The organism is Bacteroides sedimenti (assembly GCF_040365225.1).
In the GTDB taxonomy this organism is placed as follows: domain Bacteria; phylum Bacteroidota; class Bacteroidia; order Bacteroidales; family Bacteroidaceae; genus Bacteroides; species Bacteroides sedimenti.
Genome location: NZ_AP028055.1, coordinates 3,077,471 through 3,092,540, shown reverse-complemented (window position 1 = coordinate 3,092,540; position 15,070 = coordinate 3,077,471). Strand labels below are relative to the sequence as shown.

The following is a 15,070-nucleotide window of genomic DNA, read 5'->3' as shown; positions in this document are numbered from 1 at the left end:
TCAAAATCATTGGTTAATTTCAATTTCCATTACATAAAGGTCTCCATTCAAAGTACAATAAGCAATGCGTTTAGCTGTAGAAGAAGCAGCTGGATACATAGCTATTTTGTCGTCAGAGGTTAATGTCTGTTTCACTTTACCATCAATTGATGCCATAATTATCTTGGAGGAAACAACAAAATCGCCATTATCCTTATCTTCCATTCCAACTACATAATTGTTATCATACCAAACAGGGGCATTCATCTTTCCAAGTGAAGCTATAATCTTTCCAGACAGATCACATACAAAAGTCCCTTTTGATGCTGCGGTAAAAAGGATCATCTTACCATTAGGTGAGAGAGATGTCCAGATATAGCCCGCAACCTTTCCAACCGGCTCCATTTCTGTTCTTTTCCCATCACGATAAAGGACTATTTTAAGATTTTCTGTACTTACTGAGATTGTTGGAGTGCTTCCTCTTTTCATCGCTCTCTTCTGAATAACGGTCAGCTCTTTTGTAGTACGAACAGGCTCGCTCAGTGCTTCATTTTTCTTACTTACTGCATCAAAGCTCATTAGTGTTTTGTACTGGCGCCCTTCTTTTCTACTTACCTGTCTATAATATATCTTCTTGCCATCCTTACTAAAGGAAGGAGAAAATCCAGCACCTTCATTATCAGCAATCATTTTAACCTCATTTGTCTGTAAATCACAAAGGTTCAGTCCACGATAATTCCCTGAAGTAAAAAGCAGCTTTGTACCATCCGGATTGAATACTGGATAGAAAGCTTTCCCTTTATACTCAGAAGCAGCCGAATAGTGCTTCTTTACTTTAATGCTCTGTCCATATAGTGTACAGGTGCATAAGAGAAAAAACATTACTAGTTTTGTTTTCATAATAAAAAAAATCTGTTTTTAACGGATTATAAATTTAACTCTCTAATTTACTTTATAAGAAAATCATGTGATCGGTTCAGCCTAATATGCCTTAAATAAGAAAATCCGATCTCATGAGATTATTTTGAAACAACAAATTTCAAGACTTCCATTTTACCGTTAAGAATCATCTGCAGCATATAGATGCCCGGATTAATACCGTTAAAAGGAACAGAACATGTATACTCACCAGCCGGTTGAGTGGTTGAGAACTAAGTATCTGCAACTCCCCAATTCGGCGCTTGAGCATTTACAGAAATAGCAATAATATAAGCAATGAAAGCTAAAAACGTTTTTTTCATCATTCTTTTAGATCTTAGGATTATAATTATTTCTATTACCTCACAACCAGTTTTACAACTTCGCTTTTATTCCCGTTACATAATTTAATTAGATATGTTCCTGATGATATACCCTGAAGAGAGAATCTTATCTCATCGCTTCCAACTTTTTTAATGTTCACTGAACGCATCAGTTTTCCAGAAAGATCATATAATTCTATTCGAGTTGGCTGAGAGTTGTCATCAGAAACTAATGCATAAACAACTCCCTCTGTTGCAGGATTCGGATATATTCTGAACTTCGAAATAAGTTCCGGATTAGTAAAGCCAACATTGATATTACCATATACAAGAGAGAACTCTTTTATTGCAATTTCATAAACTTGATTTGCAACTTGAGTCGCTGTATTCAACATAAGCTTTAATCCTTCAAAATAAACAGGATAACAAGCTCGATCATTTACATCACTCATTAGCTTCCCCATTGGCAAGCTTAAAACATAATCTTTTCCTGCTTCAATTCCGGTATACTCAATCGGAGAATAACTAATTTGATTATTTGCCCTTACTGTAACAATTGCTTTCAAAACTCCGCTTGTACCCGTGTTCAAAACAACTCTAATAGAATCGGGAATACTGTACAACTTTGTTTCCTTATAAAGCTGAACATAGGGAGAGCGTCCGGCTGTATAGGTATATCTAATTGTGGTTGGGAATGTTGATGATGTGAGCATTCCATTTAAAATATTTGATGAGCCTTTCACCGTCCATACAGACAAATCGTTAATCACATCCATCGAAAGTTTGTCTGCAGGAGGAATCTCTGTAATAATTTTAATGCTGTCGTTAAAGTTGCCAAATTGTCCACGAACAAGGGTTGTTCCATTTGATAAACCTGTTAAAACACCATTGTCTATTTTACATATTTCTGGATTCTTCACTTCCCATTCCAAAGACGCAGGGTCGACATTAAACAACAGATCACCCGACTTTGCAAGAACTTCTATTGGATAACCTTTTCTGTTGTCCAACAGAACCGAGTCAAGGCGAATAGACATCTCTGAAGTTTGAATTGTAATCTCTTTTTGACTCTCAATCCCGTTATAACGAGCAATCAGTTTTCCCTTCTGGGGAGCACCCGATGCTTGAAATTGTCCATCAACAACTTTCCCCAAAGTAGGTTCACAACTCAAGGTCACTCCTTCTAAATTTTCATTTATTAATTCTCCATATTGATTATATCCCAGAAAAGAGGGGCGGTAGCTAGAATTTGCCGGGATTGTCAACTTATAATCAGAGAATTCAATTTTCGATATTTCGGGATCAGCAGGGGCTGTAGAAAAAAGCATCCAGCCATTAGCAACAGCTCTTTCTTTACCATCAGCAGCCGCATTCACGATTTTTCCCCTAAGCATCATTTGTGCAGATCCACCACCGTCCATACTTGTGGCATTAACTGCGCCAGCTGCTTTTAATATCTCACACATTGTCGCTGTACTTGCACCCACTGAGACAGAAGACTTTCCGTCAATAACTATCAGATACACTGTTTTTTTATCGGCCGACATGCCAATACCGGTTCTTGGATATAGCTGAGAATTGTATGCTTCATTGGTATTTCTATATGTTAAGTTACCATCTTTCATTACCAACGCATTACCTGTAACCATCTCTTTTACAACTGGTCTTAATTTATCAACAAGAGTATAGACGCCCATGTTTACTTTAATCTTGGCTCCTATAGTCAGGTTCTCAAGAAATGTCTTTGCTTTACCATTTCCAGAAAGAACCGATTCGCCCGCTTCAAGGGCATTAGCACCTTTATCTTTCACAATGCGAACAACCTCGCATAAAGTTTCTTTATTTACCCCCCACGATTGCCCTTCAACCGGTTTGATAAAGACTTCGGTTCCTGTGTCGTCTGTTCGGGTAGTCTGCCCCACATAACTATTGAAGAAAACCAGTTCATCCGTTTTTCTGATTCTGTTTATTTCAGAAATAGGATACTCTCCTACTCCTTCAATTGATACTTTCCCGTCAAAACCCATATCACAGATCCACATCTTACGATCTTCATCAATTGCGGCAAAACCTATTTCATTCAGGAGCTCTTCTTGAGTTGTTCCACGACCACGATTCCAGTTACTTGGCTCAGTAATCATCTCACCATTGCGGGCACTACCACTGTAAGGTACTCCCAATAGCACATCGGGTTGTCCTTGACCTGCAACAACCCAAAAATTACCGTTAATGCTACCAATTGACACATGTCTTGCCGATGACATTCTTGTATAAGCATTAGTCATATTTTCAGTACTCCCAACACGGTTATTTGCCTGAAATGTCTCAACTGTATTATACTGATTATTTAGATCAATAGTCATCATATGAACATTAATAGGAAGTTCGGGAAGACGCATATATGTATAGAACGTCCCCGGGCCTACTTGTCTGTAAGCCAACGTATCAACAGCCTTTGAAATCCCCTGAATATTAATTGGACCTCTTGCCAAAATCTGTAATCCGAAACTTATAAAGAATAAGATTAGATATCCTGCTTGTTTTTTCATAAATGTCAGTATTTATTGTATCTATTTGTACGTAAGAAAATAATATCTGCTATTCAATTCACTCTTTCTTTCAGATTATTTTGAAACAACAAATTTCAAGATTTCCATTTTACCGTTAAGAATCATCTGCAGCATATAGATGCCCGGATTCACCCCGTTAAAAGGTACAGAACATGTATGCTCACCAGCCGGTTGAGTTGTTGAGAACAAAGTACCCAGTTTACGCCCATCCATTGTCCAAAGTGAGGCACTGGCCTTTCCTGGTTCAGGCATATTGTAATGCAATACAGCCTCGCCGTTTATAGTTGTTATATATGCACCTTTTTTTATTAGCGAAATTTCAGGAATACCTACTCCCGTCAAGACCGGATAATATGCTTTTAAATCACGCATTGACAAGGTAATCCCGGTCATTGCCGATGAAACCAGATTTATCTTCATTTTATTCAATGTAATTGGGTATTCTGTGGTTTCCAACGGTCCGCCCTCACTGAATGGAATGACAAATACCGAATCCTTTTGCGAAGGAAGCGTCATTTCAACTAGTTTATAATCAGCTTTGGTTGCTGAAGATAAGAAGAACTGAATATTTTTGACTGCATTTGCAGACGCCTTCAACTGTATGGACATAGAGTCTGGCAAACTGTAGAAAACAACCGGTTTCACTAGTTCAATATATGGCAGACGGCCGCTGGTAATATCAAAAGCCATATTAGTTCCGTCAGTCCATCCCAAAGGTAAATTACTGTTTTCAAATCTCAGATTTAAAACCGGTGAGTTCTTGTTGACCACAAAAAGGGACATGTCCGAGAAGTTTTCGTGAACTCTCTCTTTTGCTGCAATCTCAACTGAGACCTCAACAACCACCTCCTTACCTCCGTAAGTTCCTTGCAATGTCGTTTTCCCGGTAGCTATCCCTCGCAATATACCATTCTCAACAACACAACAAGCTGGATTGGATGAACTCCATACAAAAGCACTAGGGTCTAATAAATACTGCTTATTATCGACGGTTCCCTCCAATCGCACAGGGAACCTACGAACTCCATCCAATAAGATGTTTGTTGGAGAAACCTTTATATCAGATAAAGAACGAACGTTTACAGCCAGTTCTGCCGTTAATCCGTCTTTAGTTGCCAAAATTTTACCTTGCTGGATTTTATTTCCGGCATGAAAAACACCATTCTCATCAACAATACCTAAATCTTCAGGAATACAGGAAAAGGTGAACCCTTGTATATTTTTCTCAAGAACCTCGCCGTTCTTATTAAAAGAGTACAATGTCAATGGAGATAATGATATTTCGGATGCAGTGAGGGTCGGAGTGATAAAAGCATAAGAAGCCACTTCGCTGGATTCTTCGGCTGTAGAGACAACAAGCAGGCCATCTTCTACCGGGCGCACCGATCCTCGTTCGGGATAGTTAAGCATTTCATGATCCACAACAATGGCAACAGAACCACCGCTATCAAAATTAACCACATTCCAGGAACCATGAGCCAACATCCAGTTGGCAATATCAATGCAATTGACTCCTACACTGTTTCTTGAACCAGATTCCACGGTTACAATATAGACTGTTTTTCCATCTTGAGACATTCCGGCCATCACTCTGGCAGAAACCTCATACTCGCGTCCGTTTTCAAAATCATTGTATTCCCCGTCATGCAATTTTCCTTCATAAGCAATACTGGGATAGCCATGAAAAGCGTTTACTATATTTTGTGCAGGTGTTCCAAATTTACCATTAGCAAGTTTTTGTGAAATTGAAATCTTATCTCCTGCTTTAATTTTTCCATCGAAAGCAGTCAATTTACTTCCGCGGGCATATATTACATACTCAGTCTGACTGGTTTGCAATGGTGAGTCAGACACTTCCAATACTTCACAATCAATATCAGGACCGTTTAATGTCCATTTTGACAATGGCTTAATTTTTATATACTTTCCAGATTCTGTAAGCGTTAGTGCATTCAATCGATTGAATAAAATACAATCACCTGTGAGGCCTAAAGCTTGTGAATTAAAAAAATCGATCTTGACCGAACTGCCATCCGTAAGATTGACTTTCGCATCTAAATTAGGAGCGAAAACAGAAGCTGTTTTACCTTCAGAAATAGCAAAAAGAGAACGTCCCCATCCACTTGAATAGGGGATTTCTCCGTTATTTACATTAACTCCGATGCATATACCTTGTTCATAAGAGAAGAAATCATGATTAAACGCTGCGCAGACCTTATGATTCTGATATGTATTATTCTTCGACATATCCATTACTGTCTCTCTAGCCACATCGGGCACCTTATTATGAGACTGAACCTGCTCGATTTTGTTATTGGGGTTAGTCAAATCTATTGTTGTAACCCAAATCAATAATGGTTTATCTTTATAGCGTATCTTTGTGAATTGAATTCCAGGGCCTAAAGAATGATGTTCCAGAGTATCTGCAATTCCCCAGTTGGGAGCTTGTGCATTTACAGATAAGGAAAAGATGAAAGCTAAAAAGGCTGAAAGTGTTTTTTTCATGATCGTCTTATATTTAAGGATTGTATCTTATATTTTCATGATTTTGCAATCAATTATTTCACTACTTTACATATATCCACCGAATGAAACATCAGCAAACAGGTTCATATTGAATGGACCGAGATACACAAGTAGATTAAGAGAGAATAGCTTGCTTATATTTTCATAAACATCCCTATAAACTATATTTCTTCTGTACAAAAGAATTAATTCTTTTGTACAGAAGATTGATTTGTTCTGTACAGAAGAATACATTCTTTTGTACAAGAATACAATAAAACAACTACTTAATTATTATTTTCACAGCCTCTGATTTATTTCCACTATGCAAATTCAACAAATAAGTACCCGATGCAATTCCCTGGAGCGGTAGTCTGATCTCACCAGATTGTCCACTTTCCAGTCTTTCTGAACGGAGCAGTTTACCGGTAAGTGCGTACAATTCCATCCGAACCGGTTTAAGTTGATCAACGGCAAAAGCTACATAAGCCACTCCTTCCGTTACCGGATTAGGATAAACTCTTAGTCTGGAAATCAATTCCGGATTGAGGATGCCAACTGTTGTGTTTCCATATATTAAAGAGAATTCCTTTACTTCAATATCATACACTTCCCCAGCTATCTGAGTCGTAGGATTTATCATCAGTTTTAAGCCTTCAAAACGAACCGGATAACAGGCACGGTCATTTATGTCAGTAAGTAATTTACTCATCGGCATGCTTAAAACATATTCCTTTCCCAATTCAAAACCAGTAAATTCGAGGGGTGAATACGATGTCTGATTGTTAGCTCTTACAGTTACAAGAGCTTTAAGCACACCTGTTCTACCGGTATTTAAAACAACTTTCATGGAATCAGGAATGCTGTATAAGGGAAATTCTTTATATAATTGGATATATGGAGAACGTCCAGAAGAGTAAGTATACTTCATTGTAGTTGGGAAACTTGTCGAAGTAATAGACGTATTCGATATATTCGATGATCCCTTCACTGTCCAGGTAGAAAGATCGGTAATCTTGTCAACAGATAAAACATCTGATGAAGGAATTTCCACAATTACTTTCTGAGTAAGTTCTACGCTGCCAAGTTTTCCATGAATGTAAGTTGTTCCATTAGAAACTCCTTTCAAAATGCCATTGTCCACAGAACAAATTGCAGAATTGTCAGTTGTCCATGTTAATGCCTGAGGAAGAAGTGGCATCATTGTCTCACCTACTAAAGCTTCCACCTCAATTGCGTATTCGTGTTTCTGATCTACCAACACGGAATCAAGTCGCAAGGAAGGGATTGCCTCACCATTTAAATCAATCATAACAGAGGTTTTTACTCCATTATAATCCGCTTGTAAAGTTCCGCTTTGGGTACCTGAAGCAACAAAAGCGCCAGAAGTATTAATCTCACCTAATGCAGCTGAACAAGAAAGTTGGACACCTTTAACATCTGTATTGATTAGAGTTCCATATTGATTATATCCATAGAATTTTGGTGAAAAGACACCATAACGTGGCAATGAAATAGAGCTTACAGAGCATTTGATTTCAGAAATAGTATTATCTGCCGGAGAAGTATTAACTGCATAAATTCCATTACAAACAGCTCGTTCAGAACCATCACTAGGATTGTTCATTACCCCGAACTCTTTTATATACATAGCGCTAGAGCCTCCACCATCAAGATTCAGCGCGTTATATGCACCTGCACTCTTCATAATATCAGCTAATTGCTTAGTTGTTGTTCCATTGGATAAACCGGAACGACCATCAACAACACAGAAATAAACCTTACCTTGATCCTGAGAATAACCAATTGATGTTCTTGGATGAAGTTCTGCCCAGTCATTGTCAGTTACAACACCTGATTGAAGAATCATACGGTCACCACCAACCATTGCATTGATCTGTGGAGAACTTCCTAAGGTTGTCATATTTACTCCCAGATAGATTTCCACTTCATCATTTACATTCAACTGAGTTAAAAAAGCATCAGCTGTTCCATGGCTAGATAATACAGCATGATTAGGTAAAATAAGCATATTTCCTTTAGCTAACTCTTTTTTTACCACTTTAGCTTTTATGGTTGTATTAACATTCCATTTTGTATCGGCAGGAAGCTCAACTAAAACTTCCGTTCCGTAAGAGTTAGTGTGAGTATAATTACCGTTTAGTGTATTATAAAGAATAAGTTGATTTGTACCTCTGGTTGTATTAACATTATTAATTGCTAACGTTTGAGTCCCGAAAGTACATTTACTGCTGGTAAATGCTGCAACATCCAACATTGGCACAGAACCTGCAAATGCCATATGAGTAGAGTTTGTTGGAGTACGTGCTATCTGACCTTCAACAATACATCCGTGAATAGGATATCCAAGATTAGCTGCTGAGGTATCAAAAAAGTCTGCATTTGTTCCGGCAAAATAAACGGCTCCCTCTTTGCTTTTGCGGATAGCCATTGATGAAGTCCTTTCAGTTGTAATTGTAGAATCTTTACCTAATACAGATTCAAAGCGTATATAAGGATTCTTAGCGTCTACCTCAAGCATAAAGACACGAAGTACCTTAGTTGATGTATAATATTTAAGAGCCGTATAATATGAACCTGGCCCTACTTTCATGTGAGACAAGGTATCTGTCTGATAAACGACACCACCTATGGTGATATCATTTCCTTTACCTGCAAAGGTAAATAGACAAAAACAAAAAATAAGAGATAGAGTAGTATACAGTTTTTTCATAAGTATATGTATTTAATGCGAGAAAGAAGAGTGGAAGAGTGATAAAGTAAAAGGGTGACTACATAGATCACCCTTTTATTTAAGTTTAAAAAAGAGCAAATTAATTATTTCACATTAACTTTTGCTGTTACAACTTCTCCGTTGGCAGTAATTGCTTTTACAATGTACATTCCAGGAGCCAAAACAACTTTACTTGCGCTATTCAAAGCAGCTACTTTCTGACCAGCGAAGTTAAATACTTCAACGTTAGCAGCTTCAGACAATTCGATGCCATTAGCAGTAGCAACAACGTTCAATGCAGCATCTGCATGATTCTTACTGATTCCTGATTGAGTAGGAAGATCTTTTGTCAAACCAAACTGGTAAGCTGCAACTCCACTCTTATATGCATATACATAAAGTGTAGCAACAGTTTTAGCAGGATTTACTTCGATGCGAGGCAATGCTGTACGAACAGCATTAGACGCTTTTCCTAAACCAGCTTTAGGGAATTGGAAATATTTCTGCATACCGGTAAATTGCATACCTGCACCAAGTTCACACAAGTTCCATGCCTGGTATGGAGAAACAGTGTTATTAGAGTAAATATATGTTACGAAGTCTTTACCATTGATAGAGAATTCATCTACACCGTTATTTCCAATATTTAATGGAGCACAATCAGTAGCATTAGCAAAACCATCTACAATTACACCATTCATGTCATACAGAGTTGCAGCAGAGTTAAATCCATCCAGATAGAAAAGGTCATTATCTACCGGACATACACGTGGTCCAGTACCATTAGTCTTTGCAGCAACTGGATAATAACTTTGTATAGTTATAAATTCAGGATTGTTCCCGTCAAGGACACCACCTTTAATATCCCAGCGAAGTACCTGGTCACCTGCACCAGCGATATCACCAGCAATAGCAGCCATCAGATATCCATCACCTGTTACGTCTCCATAAACACCAAATGCATCAATACGGAATACATCAGTAAGACCTGTTAGCAAACAATCCAGAACTTTTGTACCTGTTCCGTCTGCAAGATTAATATTCCAAACCTGGAAACTTTCTTTTGCAGCATTTGTTTGTAAGTTTGCAACAAGTACATGTCCTGCATCATCAACCTGAATATCATTACAAACACCAAAAACCTTGGTTACCTTTGCTGTATCATTCAATGCAAATACATTGCTAGCTAGAGCAACATTACGTTTGAATGCACCGGTTGCTCCATCATAAATCAAAATGTTTCCACTTGTAGATGTACCACCGCGTTGACAGAACAAAAGTTCACCGTTACGAACAGCCATACCTCTGGCCTCACCTATGTCAGTAATAATTTGTTTATTATTAGACAATTCAGACTGAATCCAAAGATTCCTCAGTTCATATCCATTTGTAGGATTGTAAACTGCTGTATCTTTAACGCCTGTTTGTGCGTTCATTGATGCTGCGCCAATAAACAGAGCAGCAACTCCAAGTAATACTTTTTTCATAATCTTAAAATTTAGTTAAACAATAATCACAATTTATATTGAAAAACAATATATTCTATTTAATTAGTTTAAGGGTTTCACGTTTACCGTCCGCCTCAATAAATATCAGATAAATTCCGGCTGGCACATTCTGAATAGAAAGATCTATAACATGCTGACCTGCAGGCATAAGCTGATTCAGAGACATTAACTGAACTCCGGATACTGAATTCAGACTAACAGAAATTTTAGAAGATTCGCACAACTCAACAACTAACTTTTTATCGCCTGCACCTGAATTGATTATATAATAACGGTTTGCCTCTTTTTGTATATCTTCAATTCCTGTAGGTAACTTATAAGTTACTTGAATGGTATCAGACCAGTTTGTAACAGCCGTAATAATATTCCCATTAGCATCTTTATCATTGTATTCAGCTCTTGCTCTCACGTAATAAGTTCCGGAAGTAAGACCATCGTATATCGTTTCATAAACAAATGGATCAACCAATTTGATCTTAGTTTGTCGAGGAGAAAAACTATTTGAAGAACATAATTCAATTCTGAAGTTCTTTGCTCGTGGTTCTTCATTCCAATTAACTTTCAACGTACTACTCTCAATAGTACTTCCGTTTAATGGAGAAGCAATCTGAGGTACATCAGGAACACGGGCTTCTGTAGTAAAGTTTACGATAGGAGTATATGTCTCAACACCATTAATCATAGTCTTCACTCGGAGGTAATATGTTTTTAGTCCCACCAAAACACCTGATGGAAGTTGGCAACTATTTGTGTTATATTTTGCACTATATAAAATCAATCCATCCGAGAAATTGACAGCTGAAGCAATCTCTAGCTGATATGTTGCATCTGCGCCAGCATCTGTCCAGGAAATCTGTGGAGTCAATGCAACATTTTCAGCTGCATTTATAGGCTGAGCAATGCAGAAGGTATTGGGAACAAAAGAACGTGCTGCGGAGGCAAGACTAATTTCTCCGGCAGTTTTTGTTTTTACTCTCCAATAATATTTTTGTCCATTCAACAAAGGCTTCAGATTAGTCGTTGAAAAACTGTTCGTATATACTTCACGAGCACAAATCAAATTGGAAAAATCTTCTTTTTCTGATATCTCAATAATATATGAAATAGCACCTGACACAGGCTCCCATGTAAATACGAAAGGATACAATGAATTACTCTGGTCTGCAGGGTAGTCCTGAACAGGAGTAGAAGCTGCAACACAAGAATGTCCCATAATCACGGGTGCAAATTCATTTCCATAACGATCCATTACTGCTACAGCAAGGACTTTGTCGGTCAAATTAAGGGCTCCGTTTATTGTAAAGGACGGTTCATATGATACACCTAATAGATATTGAGAAGAATTGAACACCTCCGGACTCTCAACCTGATTAGCAGGAATTGCATAAACAGAGTATTGAGCATTTCCAGTCACCGGTGTCCAGCTTAATAAGGACCCATTGAGGGATATATTACTGACAGTCCCAGGATTTGTTGTATTTTTCCAGTGGATAGCAGGAGCCAATGCCTTATTTGTAAATTTATAGCGCTTCAGATAGTCCACAAAACCTGCAGTTGCATAAACTTTAGTAACCGGATAAAAAATACTTCCCGGTGCATCATTCTTATCACCATTTCTATTTGCATCAATCTGTAAACCGACTTCAGTCGAAACGAAGCGGGTTTGAGGAGCAGTGTTCTCAAACAGAATCGCTTTTTCTGTGTTTGATAAAGCTGCAGCAGGCAAAGTAACGCCATCAATCTGTACAGGTTGGGTAGATGAAGAGGCTGTTAACGCACTTATTGAATGACTTGAATAGAAATGTTTCCCAAAATGAAGCGCCACATCAGACCACCAAGGTGCTAACTTGTTATAATCAGTCGTACCCGATCCAGTTGTCCAATAAATCTGAGGAGAAATATAATCTACTGTTCCTTCCTTCAGCCATGCTACAGGGTCACAATAGATGCTGTTATAAGCATAACCACCTGAGATACCCTGAGGTAGCGTCAGCCCGTATGAAGCCGCGATTTCGGGAGTTACATCCCAAATACCTGCGGGAGAAACTCCGAAAGTAACATAAGGCTTCACCTCTTGGATTGTATTGTAAACCTGAGCAATCATCTTGTTGACATTAGATCGTCTCCAGTCAGCCAATTTTAGTCCTTCGGGATTGTATTTAGAGAATGCATCCGCATCTTCAGCAGCAGTAGTACCCGATAGATAGAAATAATCATCAAAGAGGATACCATCAACATCATAATTGGTAACAATTTCCCGGATAATATCAGAGATGCGATTTCTTACTTCCGGCAATCCGGGGTTTAAGATTGAAGCTCCATTGTGAGCAAGTACCCAGTCTGGATGATCAACATTATAATCACCCGGTTGACCACTCCATTGGCCAACTTGAGACTCAAAACGATATGGATTTATCCAGGCATGAACTTCAATACCTCTTTTGTGACCTTCCTGAATAACAAAAGCAAGAGGATCATATCCAGGATCCATTCCACGAGTCGCAACTAAATCAGAAGACCAAGGTTCATAACTAGACTTATACATAGCATCACATCTGCTCCGTATCTGAAAACAAACTGCATTCATATTAGCTGAAACCAACGAATCCAGGATTCTTGTCATCAATTTCTTTTGAACATTTATTTCCTGTTCATTTCCTGTAGAAGTAATCTTCGATTTTGGCCAATCCAATTGCCATACAGTTGCAAGCCAGGCTGAGCGCATCTCTCTTTTAGGGGATTGCGAAAAAGCTATTATGCCTATATGCAATAATAATAGCGAAAGAATTATTCTTTTTATGCTATGGTCAGTCATAGAAGGTAAATTATTGTGGTTATATTAGCTGATAGCTACTAAGAACAGCAGCTATCAGCTTTATTTGTTTTAGAATAATTTTGCTTTGGTGTGATTGATTGCAACACCGTATATTTCAACATTGTCGATAATAGATTCAATTTTATTCGCTGCCGGATTATATCGTTTCAAACCTGAAGCCACAGTTGAAGTAGGATCTTTACGATAACCGAAATAAACAGAACCATCCTCTGGGTCAAGAACCATCTGACATACATCCACATACTCACCGGTTGAACCTTCGCTATCAGAAATCAAGGCCTGAATTAGAGTTCCGGGATTAGCAGGAGTAATTTTAAATGGATCTTGGAAATCAGCAATTGATGCTTTATAGATACCTTTTTCACGAATAGCATAATACACCATTCCTCTAGTTTCGTCAACTACAAATGATTTTATGTAAAGCCCGGAAGCTAATACAGGATAAGGTTTGTTCGCTTCACCGGTAGAGATTGCACTAGCAGAGATATCACTTTCCTTGAAACGGTATATACCTACCCCGTTATAAGTTTTAGACCACCACCATGTTCCATCTTTCAATTTAGTCATACAAGCATTCATCGCACCGTATTGGTATCCAACATTATAATATTTCAATCGATCGTTCTGAACATAATATGAGAAACGTGAATCATTACGATCCAATGACATATTTCTTGATGTTTTTGGAACCCTAGTTATACCAGTATTACGATCGGAGAAATAAAGGTCATTTCCATCAATGTATCCATAGAATGGGTCGTTGAAAGCTTGTTTAGTATTTGTAAGCAGGGTTTCAATCTTACTTCCATTGTATGCCACAACAGATATTGCACCATCGCCTAATACACCATCAGCGTCATTGATATAAGTAAACTGTTTACCTGCATCAAGGACATACAGACATGAATCACTGAATAATAGATTCATCGGGTGTTGTCCTGATTTAATTCCTAAATTGAATGGTTTGTTTTTCATTCCTTGAGGTAAATTAGGGATCAGTTTCATAGCCATCAGATTTCCACCTTTCACTGCGTAATAGATAGTTTTAGCCGGCTGATTGTAACCAACCTGAACATTAACGACCCCTTCTTCGAGAGAACGACCTCCTAATTTAGTCTTTAAAACAATTTTTTGTGAACCAACATTCTTAAATCTCAATTGACCAGGATCTGATCCCTCAAATTGAGTAATTTCTTTGCCAGTAGCATCAATAGTACCTTCCGGTAAAACCCAGGTAAAGTCAACAGGTAAATTCTGCGGGTTGGGTAAATAAACGGAGAAATGAACTGGTACAGAATTTACCTCACAGAGTCCACCTTCTATAGGATCAATCGTAATCGTTGGGAAAATGTCACTAATCAGAATCTTCTTAGTAACAGTACCTTCACCTTCAACTGTCAGTTTCACTTCATAAGTTCCTGCAACCTCAAAGATATGCTTTGGATCATTTTCTGTTGACACTCCGGATCCATCACCGAAATCCCAAGTACAAGCGCCTTTTGCCTCTGAGATATTTGTAAACTGGATGGTTGAACCAACCAGATAATCAATCTTATAATTGCCATCCACATTGTAAGTGAATGCAACCTTATCACCAGGAAAGTTTTCATAGAACGGGTTGTTCTCTACACATCCCGTCAGTGATAAGGTAAGCAGTAGAACTGCAAATAAATATTTAGTAAATTTCATAGCTCTAT

At 38.1% G+C, this 15,070-nt stretch carries 7 protein-coding genes; all 7 read right to left on the bottom strand.

Going from position 1 to position 15,070, the window contains the following annotated elements:
- Positions 1-6 precede the first annotated feature (6 nt).
- Positions 7-879, bottom strand: a complete 873-nt coding sequence (locus tag ABWU87_RS12365) for a hypothetical protein (RefSeq protein ID WP_353331153.1) — start codon at positions 877-879, stop codon at positions 7-9.
- Between the two features lie 376 nt (positions 880-1,255).
- A complete protein-coding gene (locus ABWU87_RS12360) occupies positions 1,256-3,769 on the bottom strand; it encodes a phosphodiester glycosidase family protein (protein ID WP_353331151.1) in 2,514 nt (837 codons plus the stop codon).
- Between the two features lie 75 nt (positions 3,770-3,844).
- Positions 3,845-6,295, bottom strand: coding sequence for a phosphodiester glycosidase family protein (locus tag ABWU87_RS12355; protein ID WP_353331149.1), 2,451 nt, complete (start codon positions 6,293-6,295; stop codon positions 3,845-3,847).
- A 283-nt stretch (positions 6,296-6,578) separates the two neighbouring features.
- Positions 6,579-9,029 (bottom strand): phosphodiester glycosidase family protein, encoded by a 2,451-nt coding sequence (locus tag ABWU87_RS12350; RefSeq protein ID WP_353331147.1) that lies wholly within the window; start codon positions 9,027-9,029, stop codon positions 6,579-6,581.
- Positions 9,030-9,133: 104 nt separating this feature from the next.
- Positions 9,134-10,516: a T9SS type A sorting domain-containing protein gene (locus tag ABWU87_RS12345; protein WP_353331145.1), complete on the bottom strand. Its 1,383-nt coding sequence runs from the start codon at positions 10,514-10,516 to the stop codon at positions 9,134-9,136.
- Positions 10,517-10,571: 55 nt separating this feature from the next.
- Entirely contained in the window at positions 10,572-13,352 is a 2,781-nt protein-coding gene (locus ABWU87_RS12340) for a family 10 glycosylhydrolase (RefSeq protein ID WP_353331143.1), read from the bottom strand.
- A gap of 69 nt (positions 13,353-13,421) precedes the next feature.
- A complete protein-coding gene (locus ABWU87_RS12335) occupies positions 13,422-15,062 on the bottom strand; it encodes a PKD domain-containing protein (RefSeq protein ID WP_353331141.1) in 1,641 nt (546 codons plus the stop codon).
- Between the last annotated feature and the right edge of the window lie 8 nt (positions 15,063-15,070).